This is a genomic window from Hydrotalea sp., assembly GCF_049968455.1.
GTDB lineage: Bacteria > Bacteroidota > Bacteroidia > Chitinophagales > Chitinophagaceae > Hydrotalea.
The window spans coordinates 55,042-77,237 of sequence record NZ_JBMFQT010000002.1; the positions used below are offsets into that span (position 1 = coordinate 55,042).

The 22,196-nt window shown below is 34.6% G+C and carries 21 protein-coding genes, 1 pseudogene and 2 riboswitches; of the genes and pseudogenes, 16 read left to right on the plus strand and 6 right to left on the minus strand.

What is annotated here, in order from left to right; genetic code table 11:
* Positions 1–82: 82 nt before the first annotated feature.
* Together ACP5P5_RS01780 and ACP5P5_RS01785 are read right to left on the minus strand one after the other, a co-directional pair.
* Positions 83–1,366 carry a glucose-1-phosphate adenylyltransferase gene (locus ACP5P5_RS01780; protein WP_428284399.1) on the minus strand — a complete coding sequence of 428 codons (1,284 nt, stop codon included), beginning with the start codon at positions 1,364–1,366 and terminating at the stop codon, positions 83–85.
* Positions 1,367–1,407: 41 nt separating this feature from the next.
* On the minus strand, positions 1,408–2,823 hold the full coding sequence (locus tag ACP5P5_RS01785; RefSeq protein ID WP_428284400.1) for a glycogen synthase: 1,416 nt from the start codon (positions 2,821–2,823) through the stop codon (positions 1,408–1,410).
* Between the two features lie 141 nt (positions 2,824–2,964).
* Here ACP5P5_RS01785 and ACP5P5_RS01790 point away from each other — a divergent pair, with 141 nt between their 5' ends.
* Positions 2,965–4,599: an MFS transporter gene (locus tag ACP5P5_RS01790; RefSeq protein ID WP_428284401.1), complete on the plus strand. Its 1,635-nt coding sequence runs from the start codon at positions 2,965–2,967 to the stop codon at positions 4,597–4,599.
* A gap of 30 nt (positions 4,600–4,629) precedes the next feature.
* A complete protein-coding gene (locus ACP5P5_RS01795; RefSeq protein WP_428284402.1) occupies positions 4,630–5,604 on the plus strand; it encodes an ROK family protein in 975 nt (324 codons plus the stop codon).
* Positions 5,605–5,678: 74 nt separating this feature from the next.
* Here ACP5P5_RS01795 and ACP5P5_RS01800 read toward each other — a convergent pair whose 3' ends face one another.
* From ACP5P5_RS01800 to ACP5P5_RS01810, 3 genes are read right to left on the minus strand one after another with little or no spacing between them, the layout of a single operon-like run.
* Complete coding sequence (locus ACP5P5_RS01800) at positions 5,679–6,293, minus strand: hypothetical protein (RefSeq protein WP_428284403.1); 615 nt, start codon at positions 6,291–6,293, stop codon at positions 5,679–5,681.
* A gap of 21 nt (positions 6,294–6,314) precedes the next feature.
* Positions 6,315–7,157 carry an arsenite methyltransferase gene (locus tag ACP5P5_RS01805; RefSeq protein WP_428284404.1) on the minus strand — a complete coding sequence of 281 codons (843 nt, stop codon included), beginning with the start codon at positions 7,155–7,157 and terminating at the stop codon, positions 6,315–6,317.
* A 19-nt stretch (positions 7,158–7,176) separates the two neighbouring features.
* Complete coding sequence (locus ACP5P5_RS01810) at positions 7,177–7,509, minus strand: ArsR/SmtB family transcription factor (RefSeq protein WP_428284405.1); 333 nt, start codon at positions 7,507–7,509, stop codon at positions 7,177–7,179.
* 139 nt (positions 7,510–7,648) lie between these two features.
* A riboswitch (Fluoride riboswitch) is annotated at positions 7,649–7,715 on the plus strand.
* A 40-nt stretch (positions 7,716–7,755) separates the two neighbouring features.
* Between ACP5P5_RS01810 and ACP5P5_RS01815 the strand changes: the two genes are divergently transcribed.
* From ACP5P5_RS01815 to ACP5P5_RS01880, 14 genes and pseudogenes are all read left to right on the plus strand, one after another.
* Positions 7,756–9,141 (plus strand): voltage-gated chloride channel family protein, encoded by a 1,386-nt coding sequence (locus ACP5P5_RS01815; protein WP_428284406.1) that lies wholly within the window; start codon positions 7,756–7,758, stop codon positions 9,139–9,141.
* 80 nt (positions 9,142–9,221) lie between these two features.
* The gene (locus ACP5P5_RS01820; protein WP_428284407.1) at positions 9,222–9,470 is read left to right on the plus strand and encodes a DUF190 domain-containing protein; all 249 of its coding nucleotides are present in this window, start codon (positions 9,222–9,224) and stop codon (positions 9,468–9,470) included.
* 20 nt (positions 9,471–9,490) lie between these two features.
* Positions 9,491–9,859 carry a fluoride efflux transporter CrcB gene (gene crcB, locus ACP5P5_RS01825; protein WP_428284408.1) on the plus strand — a complete coding sequence of 123 codons (369 nt, stop codon included), beginning with the start codon at positions 9,491–9,493 and terminating at the stop codon, positions 9,857–9,859.
* Between the two features lie 25 nt (positions 9,860–9,884).
* Positions 9,885–10,325 carry a universal stress protein gene (locus ACP5P5_RS01830; RefSeq protein ID WP_428284409.1) on the plus strand — a complete coding sequence of 147 codons (441 nt, stop codon included), beginning with the start codon at positions 9,885–9,887 and terminating at the stop codon, positions 10,323–10,325.
* A 22-nt stretch (positions 10,326–10,347) separates the two neighbouring features.
* Positions 10,348–10,415: riboswitch (Fluoride riboswitch) on the plus strand.
* A gap of 82 nt (positions 10,416–10,497) precedes the next feature.
* Positions 10,498–11,679 (plus strand): MFS transporter, encoded by a 1,182-nt coding sequence (locus ACP5P5_RS01835; protein WP_428284410.1) that lies wholly within the window; start codon positions 10,498–10,500, stop codon positions 11,677–11,679.
* A 6-nt stretch (positions 11,680–11,685) separates the two neighbouring features.
* Positions 11,686–12,111: a hypothetical protein gene (locus ACP5P5_RS01840; protein ID WP_428284411.1), complete on the plus strand. Its 426-nt coding sequence runs from the start codon at positions 11,686–11,688 to the stop codon at positions 12,109–12,111.
* Between the two features lie 27 nt (positions 12,112–12,138).
* On the plus strand, positions 12,139–13,449 hold the full coding sequence (gene eno, locus ACP5P5_RS01845) for a phosphopyruvate hydratase (protein WP_428284412.1): 1,311 nt from the start codon (positions 12,139–12,141) through the stop codon (positions 13,447–13,449).
* 14 nt (positions 13,450–13,463) lie between these two features.
* Entirely contained in the window at positions 13,464–14,024 is a 561-nt protein-coding gene (locus tag ACP5P5_RS01850) for an inorganic diphosphatase (protein ID WP_428284413.1), read from the plus strand.
* Positions 14,025–14,120: 96 nt separating this feature from the next.
* A complete protein-coding gene (locus tag ACP5P5_RS01855) occupies positions 14,121–14,894 on the plus strand; it encodes a metallophosphoesterase family protein (RefSeq protein WP_428284414.1) in 774 nt (257 codons plus the stop codon).
* 25 nt (positions 14,895–14,919) lie between these two features.
* Positions 14,920–15,690, plus strand: a complete 771-nt coding sequence (locus ACP5P5_RS01860) for a metallophosphoesterase family protein (RefSeq protein ID WP_428284415.1) — start codon at positions 14,920–14,922, stop codon at positions 15,688–15,690.
* 2 nt (positions 15,691–15,692) lie between these two features.
* Positions 15,693–17,381: a dynamin family protein gene (locus ACP5P5_RS01865; protein WP_428284416.1), complete on the plus strand. Its 1,689-nt coding sequence runs from the start codon at positions 15,693–15,695 to the stop codon at positions 17,379–17,381.
* 13 nt (positions 17,382–17,394) lie between these two features.
* Entirely contained in the window at positions 17,395–18,699 is a 1,305-nt protein-coding gene (locus ACP5P5_RS01870) for a MutS-related protein (RefSeq protein ID WP_428284417.1), read from the plus strand.
* Between the two features lie 138 nt (positions 18,700–18,837).
* Positions 18,838–19,197 (plus strand): annotated as a pseudogene (locus ACP5P5_RS01875) (NUDIX hydrolase); the annotation flags it as partial.
* A 40-nt stretch (positions 19,198–19,237) separates the two neighbouring features.
* Positions 19,238–19,702 (plus strand): HIT family protein, encoded by a 465-nt coding sequence (locus ACP5P5_RS01880; protein ID WP_428284418.1) that lies wholly within the window; start codon positions 19,238–19,240, stop codon positions 19,700–19,702.
* A gap of 101 nt (positions 19,703–19,803) precedes the next feature.
* Here the strand turns inward: ACP5P5_RS01880 and ACP5P5_RS01885 are convergent, their stop codons facing one another.
* Positions 19,804–21,993, minus strand: a complete 2,190-nt coding sequence (locus ACP5P5_RS01885) for a PQQ-binding-like beta-propeller repeat protein (RefSeq protein WP_428284419.1) — start codon at positions 21,991–21,993, stop codon at positions 19,804–19,806.
* Positions 21,994–22,196: the final 203 nt, after the last annotated feature.

Sequence of the window (22,196 nt, forward strand, 5' to 3'; positions counted from 1 at the left end):
TTTAATATGTACGTTTTACACAAATATAATTAAAGCAAAAAAACATCTGCACACTTTGGCAGATGTTACAACAATTTTGAGGTTAAATCACAAATCCATCAGGTAAAATAGCCCCTTTTTTTACAACTACAATTCCATCTTTAATAGTGTACAAAGGTTGATCTGTATTGTCTAAATGGGCTCCTCCATTAATTCTAACATCATTACCTATTCTACAATTTTTATCAATAATGGCATTCTTTATGTAACATCTTTCTCCAATGCCAATTTTAGGTATTCCTTTGCTCACATTTTCAGCCATCACTTCTAATGTTTCATAAAAATCATTACCCATAATGTAAGCATTAACAATGGTTGAACCATGGCCTATGCGGGCTCTAACCCCAACTACACAACGTTCTAAACGACTGGCTAGAATAATAGAACCATCTGCTATAATGGTTTTTTCTAAAGTAGTTCCGCTAATTTTTGCCGGTGGTAGCATTCTTGCCCGGGTATAAATAATTCTACTATTATCGAATAAATTAAACTGTGGAATTTCCTCGGTAAGAGCCAAATTTGCATCAAAAAAAGAATATATATTTCCAATATCTGTCCAATAACCTTCGTATTGATAACTAAACACATTGTATTTACCAATTGATTGAGGCATAATTTCTTTACCAAAGTCAGTAGCATCAGGATAAACCTCTTTCAATAATTTATATAAAACCTGTTTATTAAAAATATAAATACCCATTGAAGCTAAAAATACCCTACCCTGTTGTTGCATTTCTGCACCGGTATCACTAATCCAATCGTTTAAAACATCAGATTTTGGTTTTTCTATAAATGAAGTAATATTATGATTTTCATCTGTTTTTAAAATCCCGAATTCGGATGCTTCCCGAGCAGGAACAGGAATTGTAGCAATGGTAATATCTGCATTATTGGCTTTATGCATTGCTACCATATGTTCAAAATCCATTTGATACAATTGGTCGCCACTAAGAATTAAAATGTATTCAAAATCTAAATTTTCAATATGCCGCAACGATTGTCTTACAGCATCTGCTGTACCTTGAAACCAACCCGGATTATCAGGTGTTTGTTCTGCAGCTAAAATATCAACAAACCCAGTACTAAAAGCACTAAAATGATAGGTGTTTTTAATGTGTTTATTTAATGATGCTGAATTAAACTGCGTTAAAACAAACATTCTATTAATGTTAGAATTTATACAGTTACTAATTGGAATATCAACTAAACGATATTTACCAGCTATAGGAACTGCCGGTTTAGAACGTGAAGCTGTTAAGGGATATAACCTTGTACCGGCACCACCACCTAGTATAACCGCAACAACTGATTGACTAATAGTTAACATAACTGATATATTTGAGGTGAATTTATATAAAAATATTTTTACTATAAAACCGATTGATAAACTGCTGTGTATTCATCTACCGTTTTATCCCAACCATGATTAATCTGCATCATGTGTTTACGCATGGCCAACAAATGATTATCATCTTTAAACACCTCAACTGCCCTGCTAACAGAATAATAAATATCATGAATGCTGGCATGATTAAACCGAATGCCGAAACCATTTGGGTCGCCCATGTCAGTAACAGTATCTTGCAAACCACCTGTGCTTCGTACCATTGGCACTGTTCCGTAACGCATGGCATACATTTGATTCAACCCACAGGGTTCTACTCTACTAGGCATTAACAAAAAGTCACCACCGGCATACATTTCGTGTGAAAGTGCTTCATTGTAACCAATTACTGCTTTATAATAACCCGGATATAAATTATTCATAGTGCTTAACTGCCATTCCACAGCAGTATCGCCTGACCCAACTATTAAAAATGCAACTGCATCTTTCATTCCATGCAGAATAACCTTAATTGTTTCAGGTAAAATATCAGCCGCTTTTTCACCAACTAAACGACCAATAAATACAATTAAAGGCACCTCTTCATTCAATCCGAATTGTTTACATAATGATTGCTTGTTCAATGCTTTACCCTCAGTAACATCATCAATACCAAAGTGCTTCTTCAAATAAATGTCGGTTTCCGGATTCCACACATCGTTATCAATACCATTCAATATTCCAATGCATTTCCCTTTTTCATACTCAAATAAAGCTTCTAAACCGTTGCTATTGTATTTTAATTCATTTAAATAACTCCAACTAACAGTTGTTACTTTCCAAGCACATTTTATAGCACTTGCTAAAGGATTGATGGTATTATTCCAATCTAATTCACCCGTTTTCCAATTGTCATAAGCGGGCAGCCAATAACTTTTATCCCAGCCAATCCATCCCTGATATTGAGCATTATGGATAGTTATAATAGTAGGAACAGATTGTAATTTTCTGTAATCAAAACAATTTTTAATCATAAAAGGAATGAGACCGGAGTGATGATCGTGACAGTGAATAATGTCTGGCCTATGCTCCCAGGCACTTAACCAATTTAATACAGCAATTTGAAAAGCTAGATAACGATAACTATCATCATCATATCCATAAATTTTATCGCGGTCTAACAATCCATTGATATCAACTAAATATAAATCAAATCCCAATTTCTGGGAAGCTTCTTTTATTATGGTAAAGTTGTAATATTGGCCTCCAATATGCAAATAACCTTTAAAGTCAACATCCCATTTGTTTTCGTATAAAAACTTTGTCCTATGCATTGGCATTACTACTTTGGCAATATGGCCGGCTTTATTTTGGTATTTTGGTAATGCCCCTACTACATCGCCTAACCCGCCGGCTTTGGCCATTGGGTAACATTCAGCACTTACATGTAATATTTCCATAGCTATTTCAAATTATTGAATTGAAGTTAAGAATGAAACTAATACTAACGATTATTTTCAATTAATTTTTTAAGGATTACAAAATGTGTCTTACTTTACAGGCATTATTGCAACCATATTTAAAAAAATATTAAATTTATTATGAGCCAACCGAACGAAGCAATCAAACTAACTAAAGATGCAAAAATTAAAACAAACGGTAGTGCCCTTGCATCGCTTGCGCTAGTATTTTTTTTCTGGGGATTTATTGCTGCATCAAACAGTATTTTCATTCCGTTTTGTAAAAGCCATTTTCATTTGTCGCAATTCGAATCACAATTAATTGGTTCGTCTTTTTATGGTGCTTATTTTATCGGGTCATTATTATTGTACCTCATTTCTAGCATGGTGGGATACGATATATTGAATAAAATAGGCTACAAGAAAGGAATTATATTAGGACTCCTAATTTCTGTAGTTGGCGCATTGGGTATTATTCCATCGGCTAATGCTAATTCATTTCCCGCAATTTTAGTTTCATTTTTTATTGTTGCATTGGGCTTTTCACTTCAACAAACAGCAGCTCAACCTTTCGCTATTGCACTTGGCGATCCAGCCACAGGCTCACATCGCTTAAATTTAACAGGAGGTGTTAATTCATTCGGTACTACTTTGGGGCCTATTATTGTAAGCTTCTTCTTATTTGGTTCAGTAAATGCTGCCAATGATAAAGTTACTGTAACAAATATTAATAATCTTTACTTAATAGTTGCCGGTGTATTTTTAGCGGTAGCAATATTTTTTGCATTATCGAAAAAATTACCCGATGGTAAAAATGATGCCAAATTCGAAACTTCATCAAAAGCCTCTAAATCGCTTATAATCCTTACGGCATTAATTATTGCTATTATTATTGTTGGACAACTCACCAACATCCAAAAAGTACCTCTATTGATTGCTACTTTAATTGTGGTATTTTTTACTTTATTTTATTCAAATAACAGAGCTATACAAAATAATGATGGATGGGGTGCCATGAAATACCCACAATTGGTGTACGGCATGATTGGCATTTTTGTGTATGTTGGAACAGAAGTAACCATCGACAATAATTTTGGCGCCTTACTTAAAACCCCTGGCTATCTTACACAAATGGGTTTAGATGAAGATAAAATATCAAAATTTGTTTCATTGTATTGGGGTAGTTTAATGATAGGTCGATGGACCGGAGCGATAGGTGTATTCAACCTTTCAAATATGGGCAAAAAAATTGCAACAATTGTTGTTCCATTTATTGCTTTTGGTGTAGTGTTGTTTGTGAATCATTTGTATGGAAATGATATTATGGAATTATTGCCCTACACAATCTGCATTATAATTGCAATAGCAGCCTTTTTTTATGGACAGGAAAAACCCGCCAAAACCTTATTAACCTTAGCTGTATTAGGTACAATCTCTATGTTAATTGCTGTTTCTGTAACCGGTATCATATCAGTATATGCAATTATATTTGGTGGCTTATGTTGTTCTATTATGTGGCCTTGTATTTTTTCATTAGGTGTAGCCGGCTTGGGTAAATACACAAGTCAGGGATCCGCTTTTTTAATTATGATGATTTTGGGAGGTGCAGTTATTCCGCCATTTCAAGGTGCATTAGGTGATGCTTTTGGTATGCATCCATCATATATTGTAGCTGCATGCTGTTTTGCTGTGTTAGCCTTCTTAGCCATAAAGTTAAAATCTGTATTAAAAGCCCAAGGATTAGACTTTGATTCGCAAGTAGCTTCAGGACATTAATTAGTAATTTTTTTAAATGAATATTTAATTATGGCAACCACAACTTCAACACTCGATTCATTAGCTGTTGGTATTGATATTGGAGGAACCGGTACTAAGTTTGGCATTGTTGACCGATTGGGAAATGTTTTATTTTCATCGGAAATAGGCACTAAAAAACATACCAACATTGAAACATTTATTGATGAATTAAAAGAACATTTATTTCCATTAATAGATAAAATAGGTGGTATTGGACGTATTAAAGGCATTGGCGTTGGTGCCCCCAATGGCAATTACTATACAGGCACTGTTGAATATGCCCCAAATTTGCCTTGGAAAGGCATTTTACCTTTATCCAAATTAATACAGGATGAATTTAAGTTACCTGTCGTTTTAACCAACGATGCCAATGCTGCTGCGTTAGGCGAAATGATGTATGGTGCTGCACAAGGAATGAAAGACTTTATTATGATTACATTGGGTACCGGCGTTGGAAGTGGTATTGTTGCTAATGGTAAACTAATTTATGGACACGATGGATTTGCCGGTGAATTAGGCCATACAACCATTATTCCCGAAGGAAGACTTCACCCAGGTACAGGAAAAAAAGGTTCATTAGAAAGTTATGCATCCGCAACTGGTGTAACTACTACCGCAATTGAATTATTGCAAAAAAGTGAACGACCCAGCTTATTAAGAGAAGTTCCTAAAGACAAAATAGATTCCAAAAAAGTTTACGAAGCCGCCATTGAAGGTGATGCTTTGGCTCAAGAAATATTTGAGTTTACAGGAAAAATTTTAGGAATGGCCTTAGCCAATTTCATTATGTTTTCGAGTCCTGAAGCGATTATATTATTTGGAGGATTAACCAAAGCAGGGGATTTAATTTTAAGCCCTACCAAAAAATACATGGAAGAAAACCTTATTCAAGTTTTTCAAAATAAAGTAAAAATTTTAGTCAGCCATTTAAATGAATCGGATGCGGCTATTTTAGGCGCTTCAGCATTGGTATGGGATATGTAAAACTTCCCGACAAATCAATAAAATGGGCTATCGACAATAAATATTTTATTACGATAGCCCATTTGCGTAAAATGCTATTGGTGTACTTTTGAAAAAACATATAAAGTTTCCAAAGCAATTTGCTTGCATCTATCTGCATATGCTTTGTCTTGTTCAGGAGTACCATCATACAATTTTGGATCCTCATAAGTAGTAGCTATTCTTGCAGATGCACCGGGGATAAAAGGACAATTGGCTTCTGCCTCACCACAAGTCATAATAGCTAAAAAGTTATTTGTTGGATTAACTTCATGATTATAAATCTTTGAAAAACAGGATGTACATTCATTTTCACCAAAACAAACTGAATATACCTGATTTTGAGAAGCGCCATTAGATTGTATTTGAAAACCCACATTTTCTAAAGCTCTTATAGCATTTACATTGAATGCTGTTGCTTCAGTACCGCCGGAAAAAGCATGTACCTGCTGAATTCCATAATAATTTGCGGCTGTTAGAGCCCAAACTTGACCAAAATGGCTTCGCCTGGAATTATGGGTACAAATGTATACCAACTGTATGGGCAACTGACTTTTTTGGCAATCAATAATGTAATGGGCAATAGTATCTAGAATTGATTTACGGTTACTACTAATGCAATCAAATTCTTTTACTAAATCATCGCAATAACTTTTAATAGATGGAAACATATAATTAATTGTTGATTAATATTAACAACATCCCGGTGCACAACAAGCAGCTTCTTGTTTGGGTTTTTGAGCAAATACGGTGATACTATAAATACCGGAATTACCATTTTTAAAATCCGCTACTTGTTGGGGCGTTAAATAATTCAATAAAATATCATCGGGAATATAAATGGGCTTCTCTTTTTGTATTAAAATATTTTCAAATCCGTTAGCGTTAATTAATTCTAAATATACTTGCTTTTGAATGGCGCCTGCCACGCATCCGGCGTACATTTCGGCATCTTTCCGTAAGGCTTCAGGAAGTATTCCTATTAACACAACATCAGAAATACTAAAATGGCCACCTGGTTTTAAAACTCTGTAAATTTCTTTAAATACAGCATCTTTATTGGGAACTAAATTCAATACACAATTACTAACTACAACATCAGACGTATTTGATGTTACAGGCATTTTTTCAATATCCCCTAATCTAAATTCTACATTATTCAATCCTAATTTTTCGGCATTAGCTCTTGCTTTTTCAATCATAGCAGGCGTAAAATCAATACCAATTACCTTCCCTGTTGCTCCGGTTTCTGCCCTTGCAACAAAACAGTCATTACCTGCACCACTGCCTAAATCAATTACAGTATTTCCTGGCTTAATTTGAGCAAATTGAGTTGGCAAACCACATCCTAAACCCAAGTCAGCATCTGCATTATACCCCTCTAGTGCGGAATAATCATCACTCATTATATTATACACTTCAGTAGAACACCCTCCCGCTCCACAGCATGATGATGCATTTGTAACCTTGTCCTGTAAAGCAATTTCACCATATTTTTGCTTTACCAATTCTTTCAATTCTTGTTCTGATTTCATATATATATAATTTTTAAATTTAAGAACATTTTTTTTCAGCACATTCAGGTGCGTCAAAAAACTTATCGAATAATTGTTTGTACTTGTTCCAATTCTTTTCATCAATACAATAACAAACGTTTACCCCTTCAATACTACCTTTAATAATTCCTGCATTTTTTAGCTCTTTTAAATGTTGAGAAGTGGTAGATTGAGCTAATCCAGTTTGCTCAACTAAATAACCGCATACACACGACTCACTTTTTAGTAAAGCCTGCAGAATCGCAATTCTTGCAGGATGGCTTAATGCTTTTGCAATAGCCGCAAGTTGATTTTGCTCTTTCGTAAATAATTCTTTTTTTGCAATACCCATAACCCTCATTTAATCGCAATATTACGATTATTTAATTAAATTTTACCTTTCTTTCTAAAATTATAATTTAATTAGAAATGATAAAAAAATTAAGATCTATTTTTTTATCTAATTTCAGCAATGTACCTTTGCAATTCGAATAAAAAAAGGTGATGGTGTCCACCGTATAAACTGCCCAAGAAAGGGATGATGGCGCCTACAAATTAAATTAAAGGCATTAATTCGATAGCTAGATAATTTGTAGGAATGAAACGTATAAAAAATTCTTTTGAACACGTATTTATTGTATCGCATTTAATTAAATGGACACTTTTTGTTATTCCTGTTTCAATTTCTGTAGGCACATTAGTTGCATGGTTTTTATGGTTACTAGATAGAGCCATTCATTTCCGCTTTTCACATCCTTGGCTATTATGGCTTTTGCCCATTGCCGGAATTGGAATACATTTCTTATATAAATATTCGGGAAAAAATGCTGAAGCAGGGAATAATTTAATTATGGATGAAATTCATGAGCCAGGTGGTGGTGTTCCTGCACGCATGGCACCATTAGTAATTATTGCAACCATTATTACACATTTGTTTGGAGGTTCAGCCGGACGGGAAGGGACTGCTGTTCAGGTAGGTGGAAGTTTAGCCAATTTTTTTGCACGCCAGTTTAAACTTACACGTGAAGATTTAAGGATGTTATTAACAACAGGAGTAGCGGCTGGTTTTGGTGCTGTATTTGGTACGCCCATTACAGGTGCAATTTTTGCTTTAGAGGTATTAGCCTTAGGAAGAATTAAGCATGATGCGCTCCTACCCTGCTTCATAGCCAGTTTTTTGGCCGATATAACTTGTGGCGCTTGGGGCATACACCATACTCAATATCATATTTTATTTGAATCGGTTGAAAAAACATATTTTAATTATGTACACTTCGACTTAATTCTGTTATTCAAGGTAATTATAGCAGGTATTTTATTTGGTTTAGCAGGCTTTGCTTTTGCAGAATCAGCCCACACCATTAAGAATTATAGCAATAAATGGATTAAGCAAAAATGGTTGATACCTATTCTAGGCGGCTTAATTATTATTGCATTGACTTATGTAATAGGAACACAAGATTATTTGAGCTTAGGTGTTACCAATCCCAATAAAAATGGTATTAGTATTATTAGTAGCTTTCATGCAGGTGGGGCTACTTATTTTAGTTGGTTTTGGAAATTATTATTTACAGCAATTACTTTAGGAATGGGATTTAAAGGCGGTGAAGTAACACCTTTATTTTTTATTGGTGCAGCATTAGGAAATACTTTAGGAGTAATTATGGGAGCACCTGTTGATTTAATGGCAGGCTTAGGTTTTATTGCTGTTTTTGCCGGTGCAACCAATACACCAATAGCTTGTACTTTTATGGGTGCAGAATTGTTTGGGGGTGCAAATATTATTTATTATGCCATTGCAAGTTTCACTGCATATTACTTTAGTGGGCACTCAGGTATTTATCATGCACAGCGTGTGGCTGTTTCAAAAGTCAATCATTTACAGCATCATACCGATCGTACATTACATGATGTTAGAAATAAACGTATTAAAAAAAGAAAACAATGGTTAAAAAAATCAAGAGCCACTCTCTTGGAAAGTTAGAGATTTACATTGCACCGGCACACAAAGTAAGGCATGGCGACAGAACTTTGTTTAGGAAGTTATTCCCAAAATCAACTTACATGCACATTGTTGCAGAAGCAAGAAAAGACGGTATAATTAACGCTTCAGCGCATAGCACACATACCAGCTTTACCAACGATGGCAACGTAGTAACATTTAGCCCGGAAGGAGATAATTCAAAATTGGCGATGTGTGTAGAATTAATTGATAAAAAAGAAAAGCTTGAAAATTTTTTCTTGAAGCATAAAGATTTATTACAATCAAAAATTGTAATTTACAAAGAAGTTGAATTTTGGGATCTTGATTAATCCATTTCAATTTCATTAACATGAAAAACTTGCTGATTATAGCACTTGGTGGAGCAGTAGGTAGTATATTAAGGTATTTGGGGCAGGTATTTATAAGTAAATTGGCCACATTTACTTACCCTATGGGTACATTTCTTGTGAACCTAGTTGGATGTTTTATTATAGGTTTGTTATATGGACTGTCCAATAAATACAGTTGGTTAACAATTGAATGGCGCCTATTACTTATCACCGGTTTTTGTGGTGGCTTTACCACATTTTCAAGTTTTTCATACGAAAGTTTAAGCCTTATAAAAGAGGGTAATGTTTTATATTTCCTTCTTTACACTTTATTAAGCTTATCATTAGGATTACTTGCAACTTTTGGTGGAACTAGTTTAATTCGATAATTTTAAAGTGTTGAATTTTTTAAATATGCAATATAAAAGAATTTTGATTGCAGTTGACGATAGTGCCTATGCCATGAAAGCTGCACGAGCCGGATTTGGAATTGCACTACCGCTAAAAGCTGCAGTAGGTATTGTATATGTAATTAATAAAAATAAGGAAGTAGTTAGTGCCGATTTGGGTATTACCTTAGAAGAAAGCAAAACACTACTTTTGAAAGAAGCTGACAAAACAATTCAACAATATATTGACCTTTACAACAACAATCTTGAAGTATTTAGATTCACTCCTGAAGGTATACCTGAAAAAGAAATTTTAAACATAGCCACTGAATGGGAGGCCGATTTAATTGTAATGGGCACGCATTCAAGAAGTGGATTAGATAGAATATTAACCGGTTCAATAGCAGAATATGTTATTCGCCATGCACATACTCCGGTTTTAGTTACCCCACCCAGAATGACATAGTTTTTTAAACAATGTCAACTTTTATTTTTGAGGTGATGGCGTTTCACCTAAACTGCCAAATCATAATTGGATAATGACGCCTACCTAATAAATTAGGCTTTCATTATTTTGAATGTAAGCTTATGTATTTATTGTTTAAATTTTATATTGAACTGTTGCATAATCCTACTAAATGAAATTAAAAAAGGCCACCATATTCGTAATTTTATTAGGATGTACTAGTTTGTTTTCTGACATGACATATGAAGCTGCCCGAAGCATTAATGGGCCTTTTTTAGAGACCTTGGGCACATCAGCCACTACTGTAGGTTGGGTAGCAGGTTTAGGTGAACTGTTAGGATATGGATTAAGAATTATTTCAGGTTATTGGAGTGATAAAACAAAAAATTATTGGTTTATCACCATTATTGGATACATCATTAATCTTATTTCAGTACCGCTATTAGCATTAGCCGGGTTTTGGCAATTAGCCATAGCATTAATGATTCTAGAAAGAATTGGAAAAGCCATTCGCACCCCTGCAAGGGATGCTATGTTATCATTTGGGGCAAATCAAATGGGGCAAGGTTGGGGCTTTGGACTTCATGAAGCTTTAGATCAAACCGGGGCAACTATAGGGCCATTACTGGTTAGTGCTGCTTTATTACTGAGAAACAATAGTTATCATACTGCTTATTTTATCTTATTTCTGCCTGCCGTTATTGCCTTAAGCCTGCTCATTTTTGCAAAAAGCATTTATCCGCATCCGGAAAATCTGGAAATAAAAACAAAAGCACTGGTTACTAAAGGTTACCCTCATTTATTTTGGTTATATATTATTGCTATTGCGTTTATGGCAATGGGCTATGCAGATTTTCCATTAATAGCCTATCATTTTAAAAGTACACATTTAATGCAAGATGATGTAATACCACTTTTATACTCATTAGCTATGGCTTGCGATGGAATTGCGGCTTTATTATTGGGTAAATTTTTTGATAAAATTGGTATCAAAATTTTAATTGTTGCATTAATAATTGCACTTTGCTTTGCACCAATGGTATTTTTAGGAAATATACAATGGGCTATTGCCGGAATGGTAGTTTGGGGAATTGGTATGGGTGCACAGGAATCTATTGTAAAAGCTATTGTTGCACATTTCATTCAGCCTGAGAAAAGGGGCACTGCATTTGGGTTATTTAATGCAGTATTTGGGTTATTTTGGTTTGTAGGCAGTGCAATAATGGGCTATTTATATGATGTAAACATTACCGTACTAGTTATTTTTTCTATAGCCGCACAAGCTATTTCAGTTATTGGCCTTTTGAGTATTGCAGAGAAAATACAAAAACAATTTTTAAACATAAACAGGTAATCAATTATGTTTACGATTCCAGAAAATCAGCAACATGTATTTAATGCAGTTGCCTATATGATAGAAAAAAAACTACTCGACATTCAAATACAACTCATTGCGCACAAAAATGCGCTAACATTGGTAGCTATTCAATATGAACCATTTGAAAATGAAGCGCTTCTTTTACAAGTTGAAGAAAAATTAAATGAATTGTATAGTTTACTGGCAGAATTTTGTAAAACCTACCAAGTGCCTATTCAATCCATCAACTTTCAAAAAGAACTGAATGTTAAAGCCAATTTTTTATGGGAAGATATTACTGGTGCCCGAGCTGCATCAATGAAAGGTTATGGTATTAGTGACGAAAATTTAATGAATGATTACCAAAAAAAAATTAATGGATTTACAACCAGTATTAACGATATGATACGAACTTTGAACAACAATTAAACCTAATTATTCAACAAAAAGGCAAGTATGAAAATCTCTAAAATTTACGCAAGGGAAGTTCTCGATTCAAGAGGAAACCCAACCGTTGAAGCAGAAGTAAGCATTGAAGCTCCTGTAAAAGGAAGCAAAAAAATAGTACGTAACATAAAAGGCCGTTCTATTGTCCCTTCCGGAGCTAGTACAGGTGAATTAGAAGCAGTAGAACTACGCGACAATGACCCCAAACGCTATGGAGGAAAGGGGGTTACGTTAGCAGTAAATAATGTAAATAAAATTATTGCTAAACAGTTTACCGGAAAAAAATTTAATTCTCAACAAGAAATTGATCATGCCCTCATTCACTTAGATGGCACTCCCAATAAATCAAAATTAGGTGCTAATGCAATATTAGCAGTTTCTATGGCTTATGCACGAGCTATGGCTGCTGCTTTGGAAATGCCATTGTATCGTTATTTAAATAAATCAGGAAAATTCACTATGCCTGTACCTTGCATGAATGTAATTAATGGAGGAAAACATGCAGATAATAATGTTGATTTTCAGGAATTCATGATTGCTCCCCACAATGCACCTTCTTTTAAAGAAAGTATTAGAATGGGTGAAGAAACTTTTCATGCATTAAAATCAATTCTAAATAAAAAAGGGTATTCAACCGGCGTGGGTGACGAAGGTGGCTTTGCGCCTAATTTAAAATCAAATGAAGAAGCAGTAGAGGTAATTTTAGAAGCAATACACAAAGCCGGATATACACCCGGCAAAGACATTTCATTATGCCTTGACCCTGCCAGCAGTGAAATGTGGGAAGATGATCATTATGTATTATTCAAATCTACCAAAGAAAAAATTTCCTCTGAAGGTTTATTAAAAATATGGGATAACTGGATTCAGCAATATCCTATTATATTATTAGAAGATGGTATGGCCGAAAACGATTGGGAAGGCTGGAAACTATTAACCCATCAATTAAAAAATAAGGTTGAATTAACCGGAGACGATATTTTCTGTACCAACCCTGCCATTTTGCAGAAAGGTATTGATGCAGGCATCGCCAATTCTGTTTTAATTAAATTAAACCAAATTGGTACTGTTACTGAAACAATTGATACCATTGAAATGGCCTACAAAAACAATTACAACTGCTTTATTTCACACCGCAGTGGCGAAACTGAAGATACTACCATTGCTGATTTAACTGTTGCCACGAATGCCGGTCATTTAAAAACCGGTAGCGGTTGTCGCGGCGAAAGGATTGCCAAATTCAATCAATTATTAAGAATTGAAGATGAATTAGGAAAATCAGCCAAATTTGCAGGCCTTAAATCATTCAAAAATCAATAATTAAATCTATATATATGAGCGATAAGATTATTCAGCAAGTACAACATCCTTGGCACATTTCAATTGGTGAAGAGATGCCCAATGTAGTAAGCACCATTATTGAAATTCCCAAAGGAAGCAGAATGAAGTATGAATTAGATAAGCCTTCCGGTTTATTGCGTTTAGACAGGGTGCTATATTCAGCCATGTACTACCCAATGAACTATGGCTTAGTTCCTCAAACCTATTTTGATGATGGCGATCCTCTTGATATTTTGGTAATGTGCTCATTCGACATACAACCTTTGTGTGTATTAGATGCACGCATTGTTGGTATAATGCATATGGAAGATGAAAATGGTATAGATGATAAAATTATATCTGTTGCACACCACGATCCGGCTTATCAACATATTCAAGACATTACCGACATACCTGAACACCATATGGCAGAATTGAAAAACTTTTTTGAAGGATATAAAGCTTTAGAAAAGAAAAAAGTAATTGTGGGTAACATGTATGGTAAGGAAGATGCAAGAAAATGCGTGGAAAGAAGCCACAAAATGTACAAAGAAAAATTTGGAATTAACGAATAACCCATACCAATTGGTGTTATTTACTGAATCAGTTACTCATTCATTAACAATATTGTAACTGATTCATTTTTTTTCTATTTTTTGAAAAATGAAACTATGAAAATTGCTGTATTTAGTGATGTGCATGCCAATTTACCTGCTTTAAAATCAGTGTACGCGCATATTGAAAAACAGCAACCAGATGCAATTTATTGCTTGGGCGATTGGGTGAATCAAAACATTTGGAATAATGAAGTGGTTGATTTTATGCAAGAACACAAAATACCCAGTGTACTGGGCAACCATGACGAAGGTATCGGCAATAACTTATCTAAATATCCATTTTCATATGGTAGTCGCGAAGAAATTGATTGGGGTATGGATGCCATTCAATTTACTTTACAACAATTAACAGAAGACAGAAAGGTCATATTACGTGCATTGCCATTAAATATCAAATTAAAAATTACTACCGGTAATAACGAGCGCATCCTACTATTTGCACATGGCACTCCTAAAACTAATGCCGAAAGAATTTATCGTTTTTACAAACAAACCGAATTGTCGAAAATGCTAGATGATGAAGCTGCAGATGTTTTATTCATTGGTAATACACATGCATCTTTTCATAAACAAATTGAGCGGGTAATTAATGGCGAAAAAACGTATCAACACATCATTAATCCGGGCTCGGTTGGCAGCCCTAAAGATGGCAGCTGGCATGCTTGTTACGCCATGATTGAAATTGATGCCAGCAAAGACATTAAATACGAACCCGATGCTTTACAAGTATATTTTTACCGATTAGATTATGATATTGACACGGTAATTAAAGGCATCAAAAACAGTTCATTACACATTTATTATGCAGTTCGGTTGTTAAAATATTAATTGTTTAAAACATAAAATGTAGGTTATGAAAATTGCAATGATTAGCGATATTCACGCAAACTTACCTGCTTTAAAAACAGTGTTGAGAAATATTGAAAAACACCATCCCGATATTATTTATTGCTTGGGCGATTTAGTGAATTTTGCAGGTTGGGATAATGAAGTGGTAGAGTTAATTAGAAAACGAAATATACCATGCCTTCAAGGTAACCATGATGATGGTATTGGTAACAGTAAAGACTTCTTCCCCTACTCTTTCTCAAACAAAGCACAACAAGATTATGGTATTGAATCCATTAAACTGGTAAATAGAACCATTACGCCTGAAAATAGAACCTATTTACAGAATTTACCTTTTGCCTTTACCATTGAAATTAAAGGTATTTATAACACTATTCGTTTAGTGTTGGTGCATGGGAGTACTACTTCCAATTTAGAATATGTACAGGAAAGTGTGAATGATGCCTATTTATTAGAAATGATGGATAGTATGAATGCCGATATTTTGTGTATGGGTCATACACACAAACCTTGGCACCGTGCCATTTTTTGTGAAGCTGAAAATAAAAAAATATATCGTCATGCCATTAACGTTGGTTCCATAGGAAAACCTAAACAGGGGAATAATAAAACTTGTTATACCCTTGTAACAATCCCAAATCAAACTTCCTTAACTGAACCCAATGCCATTCAGGTTCAATTCGAATTTTTAAATTACCCCGTAAAAACAGTTATTAAAAAAATTGCCGAAATTGGTTTATCAGATGCATATAACAATTTCCTTTTAAACGGTTAAACATGCCATATAACAATGCCAACATATCATTGTTACTGAATACAGCACAAAGGCTGGAACAGGACAACCTGATAGACGACATTATGCAACTACAACAAAAAATGCATAATGAGGAACTGAACATAGTAATAACAGGCATTTTTAAAAGGGGAAAATCAAGTTTAATTAATGCACTGATACAAGAAAACATAATGCCTACAGGTGTTGTACCTGTTACCGCTATTATTACCATTCTAAAATATGCAGCAACCCCTTCATTGGAAATATTTTTTAAGAATAAAGAAAAAGCAACAAAACCCATTAGCAGTTTAAATGAGTTTGTTAGCGAAGAAGAAAATCCGGAAAACATAAAAAATGTTGCGCATGTCATAGTGTATCACCCTGCGCCGATACTAAAAACCATAACCATTATTGATACACCCGGCGTAGGGTCATCCTTTGAACATAATACCGATACAACACTTCAATTTTTAAACAAAATTGATGTTGCCATATTTGTGCTTAGCGCCGATATGCCTATTTCAAAAACGGATATTGAGTTCTTGCAACAACTATATGCACAAATTAAAAACATTGTATTTGTTGAAAATAAAAAAGATTTATTATCTACAACAGACTTACAAAAAATGCTGGATCACAATAAAAAAACAATTTCAGTCCAGCTGCAAATGCCAATAGAAAGCATCACCATTATTCCCATTTCAGCCAATCAGCAACTACAGGGAAACATGGCAGAATCGGGTTTTGAATTATTATTACAATTATTAAACAGCAATATTTCAAAAAATAAATCAAGCATTTTAGAACAAAGCATTGGCAGACAATTAAACCTAATTCAACAAAGCTTGGTTTCCATTATTCAGTTAAGAATTAATCACCTTCAATTACCTGTACAACAATTATCGGAACGCATTCAACAATTTGAAAACACACAGCATGTATTGTTAAATGAAATTGAAGGTTTCCATGCTATTCTGCAACACCACATAAAGAAATTAGACGAAACAGTACATGAACAATGCAATGCTAAAGCCAAATATTTTGACGCGACCATTCAATCTCTTATTCAACATTATAGAAATAATAAAACTTATGCCCTACTGGATGTTAAAGTACAACAGGCACTCATAAACAATTTAAACAAACTCATCAAATCCGGATATGAAGAATTGAAAATGACATTAGAAGAAAGCAGCAAACTGCAATTCAAATCAATTTTAGAGCAATACGTATTCAATTCAAAAAATATTCTACACAACATAGCTATTCACTTTTCAGATTTTTTAAATACCGGTATTGAAAGCATTGTGGAAAAATTCGACTGGCAGGCTTACACTGCTTTTTATATTACCTTAAATGGATTGGATAAAGAGACCGTTATCAATAACAACAACCTAATCTTTCATTTCAGTAAAAAAAGCAAAGAACAACAAATTATTAAAAGCATTCAGGAGCAGTACCACGACATTATAATACAAAACACCGCAGCCATTATTTATGAAGTACAGTATAAAATACAGGAATCGTTTAGAAAATTTAATGCTGACTTTAAATTAAAAGTTCAACAACTGTTGCAGACGCTTGATAAAGAAATGAAAGCAACACAAGCACAAACTAAAAACTTAAACTTTAACGTTCAGGATACAATTGCCCACTTAGAAGCAATGAAATTGCAATTGAGTAATTCTTGAAATTTGAAAAAACATGGATGCACAAACGCTCATAGATTTAGAAATATTGGAATCGGCAGATGGGCATAGCCTTTTCCAACAAATAAACTACACTATTTCACAGGGCGGTGAAGACATTCTAAAAAAGAAATTAACGCAACCTTTTCTTACTGCTAACCAAATAAAAACCGAACAACAACGCATACAAAAATGCATGCCCGTTGTAGAAGCATGGCGCTCGTTAATACATGAAAGAGATATTGTTGCTGCAGAATTATATTTACAATCGAACATTCAAATTGTAGAGTTAGAAAACAATTTTTTAGACCAATTAACTGCGAAATTTTTTCGATGGCAACATCCGGACTATTTTCATTATTTAAACAGTAACATACTTTCGTTATTTGATTTGCTAAAGCGATTACAACAACTATTACAACAACATCATTTTTTACTTGAGCAAGATACCAATGCCATAGCGCAATCTATACAAGACTTGAATGATAAAATTTTATTGCCAAACCTTCATGCTTTGGAAAACAAGAAAGCATTTAATACCCTTTATGTTGACAGCCTATTAAGAAAACCATCCTACACTACCATTAAAAATATTTTAGAATGGATTTATGAAACCGATGCCATTATGGCAATGGCTTATGCATGTGTACAACACCATTTACATTTTCCTGAAATAGTGAACGAGCCTGTTTTATCAATAAAAGGACTAAGACACATAATGCTCAAAAATGCAGTTGTAAATGATGTTACATTAACCAAACAACACATTATGTTTGTTACAGGCCCTAACATGGCTGGCAAAACAACGTATTTAAAGGCTAATGCACAAGCAGTTTTGCTAGCTCATATAGGTATGGGCATACCGGCAGAAAGTGCACAAATTGGCGTTTTACAAAACATTTTCACATTCATTGGCATTACAGATAGCATTAGTAAAGGCGAAAGTTATTTTCAAGCTGAAATTAATCGCATAAAATTATTGGCCGAATGCTTACAAGAAAACAAGGCGGTGCTCTGTGTTATTGATGAACCATTTAAAGGAACGAACATTAAAGATGCACTTGATTGCACTTTGCTTTTTACTGAACTGGCTTTAAAATGGCATCAATCATTTTTTATTATTGCCACTCATTTAACCGAAATATATGAGAAGCTTGCCGATAACCAAGGCATTTTGTTTAACTATTTTGAAACACATCAGGATAATGATACACTAAAATTTGATTATGTATGCAAACCCGGAATTTCAGAGCAACGATTGGGGTTGAATATATTTAAACAAACCGGGTTGCCCCATTTAATGCAACCCAAAAATGAATGAATAAATGTTATAAAAACAATTGCCGTTTTTTTTGAAATGCCCTACCTTTAAAAGATGGATTTGCTTACCAATTAAACTTTATTTATGATACAAACTGTTTATGCAGCCGGAGGAATTGTTTGAGGTGAAGATGATGAATTACTAATGATACAACGCTATGGTAAATGGGATTTACCCAAAGGACATTTACAACCCAATGAAACTTATGAACAATGTGCTTTGCGCGAAGTAAAAGAAGAAACAGGTTTAAAAACATTGGAAATAATTAGAAGTGCCGGTGTAACGCATTATGAATATTTCGACAATGTATTGCATCAAGAAGCCATTAAAGAAATTCATTGGTTTGAAATGAAGACAAGCACACATTTAGATGTTATGCCTGAATTAAAAGAACAAATTGAATGGATTCGTTGGATTTCAAAAAATGAAATTGAAAAATACCTGTACAATTCGTATGATAATGTACGGACTATTTTAGAAAAATTCATCAACAAATAATTTAATTGTTAATACACTTAAATGATATTTTTTATAGAATATGTTGAGTTGTCCCTTTTGCGCAAAAACGAAAAATGATTATTACTTAGAATCGGAAAATTTTGCTGTTTTATATAATATTTCACCTATTTTACCGGGCCATTCTTTAGTAATTCCCAAGCTACACAAAGAAAGTTTATTTGAACTAACCAATGAAGAGTTAGCGGAATTTATGTTATTGGGAAAAAACACAGCTCTATTATTATGTAAAGTGTTTCAAACAGATGCATTTAACTGGGCTATTCAAGAACGCGAAGTAGCAGGGCAATCCGTAGCCCATTTACACATGCATGTAGTGCCTCGTAAACTGGGTGATATGGTAAATCCCGGCGACTGGTACCAACGTTTAGAAAAAATTGAATCGGGTGATATAGATACTTATACACGATATCGTTTATCGGATGAAATATTGAACATGCTTACTCAAAAAATGAAACAAAAAGCAGTTGAATTGGGATTTCAATAATGCAGTTAAAGTTAAGTGTACTACTTTGTTGCCATTGTTGATGCAGTACAAGTGTGCGACGCAACTATAGTTGCAAAAAGAACAAAAGCTGACTACAAAAATTATTTTTTATCAGGTAAAGCAAATGCCACATAACTATCACCGGATGTTTTATTTAATTTACCACCACCGCAAGCTATAACAACATATTGCTTACTGTTTACAACATACACGGCAGGCGTAGCAAATCCGCATGCAGGCAAATCAGCTTCCCACAATAAAACACCGGTGCGTTTATTAAAGGCGCGAATTTTAGCATCGCTGGTAGCAGCAATAAAAAGCAAGCCACCCTCCGTTACCACAGGACCACCATAATTTTCTGTACCGGTATGTATGCCCTTTGCTTTCCATTCGGGATAATCGCCCAACGTATCTTTCCATAATATTTTTCCACTATTTAATTGAATAGCAGTTAGTGTACCCCAAGGTGGTGCTACAGCAGGATACCCCTCTTTGGTTAAAAATTTATTATATCCGGTTGAGGTGTAAGGAATACTATCCCATTTGGTTAGCTGTTGTTTAGGCTTTATAAACTTATTTGCTTGCAGCAATTTTAAATTCAACATATAAGAAGCCAAAGCCTTTTTTTCTTCAGCAGTTAATTGTGTAAAAGCAGGCATCATTCTTCTTCCCGAAGTAACTAACTTTTCAAAGGATACCTCATTATACTTTTGATTGGCTTGTTGTAAAGATGGATAATTACTGCTGCCTTGTAAATTTGTTCCGTGACAACTCATACAATGTGTTTTATATAAACGTATCCCTGCCTGTAACATATTTTCAGCAGTAGTTGCAGCATGGTTAACAGGTAGCATGGTTAATACCCAAGGAACTTCATTGGCATTAACGTATAAAATACCTGTTGTAGGATCAACAGCAGGACCACCCCATTCTGCACCACCATCAAATCCGGGAAAAATAATGGTTCCTTGAGTAGAGGGCGGTGAAAAAAGATGATGATGCGCATAACGGGATAGCCTTGTTGCAATATCATTATAGGATGAATCGGGCACTAAATTGTTAAGATTATTAGAAGTTAATTGCTGCCCGGCAAATGTAATTGGCAAAGTAGGTATAGGCTGTGTTGGTGAAAGCACCTCGCCCTTTAATTCAGTATTAACGGGAACCGGTTGCTCTTGAATGGGAAATACAGGTGCACCATTTAACCGATTGAACAAGAAAACAAAGCCCGTTTTAGTGGTTTGAGCCACGGCATCAATTTTTTTACCATTGATATTAAGTGTAAGCAAAGCAGGTGCCGTTGGCAAATCTCTGTCCCACACATCGTGATGTATGGTTTGATAATGCCAAATAACTTTTCCATTATTGGCATTTAATGCTATGAGGCTATTGGCAAACAAATTATTGCCCAAACGTAACCCACCAAAAAAATCGTAAACAGCTGAACCGGTGGGCACATAAACAATACCTCGTTTTTCGTCCATACTAAATCCGGCCCATGCGTTTGCTCCGCCAACGTGTAAATAAGCAGTGGAATCATGCCAGGTATTAAAACCGGGTTCACCGGGATGAGGAATAGTATGAAAAACCCATTGTAATTGGCCGGTATGTACATCGTAAGCACGTACATCACCGGAAGCTGCCGGCATTTCTTCGGCAACTCGTGTACCTATTATAATTAAGTTTTTATAAATAATACCCGGTGTAGTGGACGCTACATATAAATTTTGAGAACGGGGACCTAAATCATTATGTAAATCAATACTACCATTAGTACCAAATGATGTAATAAGTTGGCCATTTGTTGCATTAACACAATACAATTGTGAACTGGCGGAATAAAAAATCCGTTTATCATTATTTCCATCGGAATAGTAAGTTACACCCCTACATACATTCATGGAAAAGTAACCTTTCACTTTACCTAGGGTATCCAATAAAGGATTAAATACCCATTTTTGCCGGCCATTTGCGGCATTCAATGCAAATAATTTTAGTTGCGGCGAAACACCATATAGAATACTATCAACAATAATTGGATTTACTTGTATTTGAGTAGATGCACCTGCATCACCGCAATGATATATCCAGGCAGGTTGCAGTGAGGCAACATTTGAAGTATCAATTTGAGCAAGCGCTACATAATGGTTGTTTTCTTTATTGCCACCATATACCTGCCAGGTAGTATAATTAGATGAATGCGAAGTACACGCAATAAAATGGTAGCAGCAAAACCCAATAACCAGTAAGCGTAAACAAGAAGCGGTTATAGATGAACCCAGCACAAGCATAAAAAGCGTTTAGAGGAGAAATTTTGTTTAGGAATTCACTGTAATTTATCATTTTTTTTGAAGTGCCATATTGTTAATCAATATTAGGAATGGATTTGCAGCTATTTTATTTTTCGCTGCTCATAACTGATTGGGAATTTAGATTTCGATAATATCTACAATTATAGCTTTTGCTACACTTTAAAAAGAAAAAGCAATCTTAT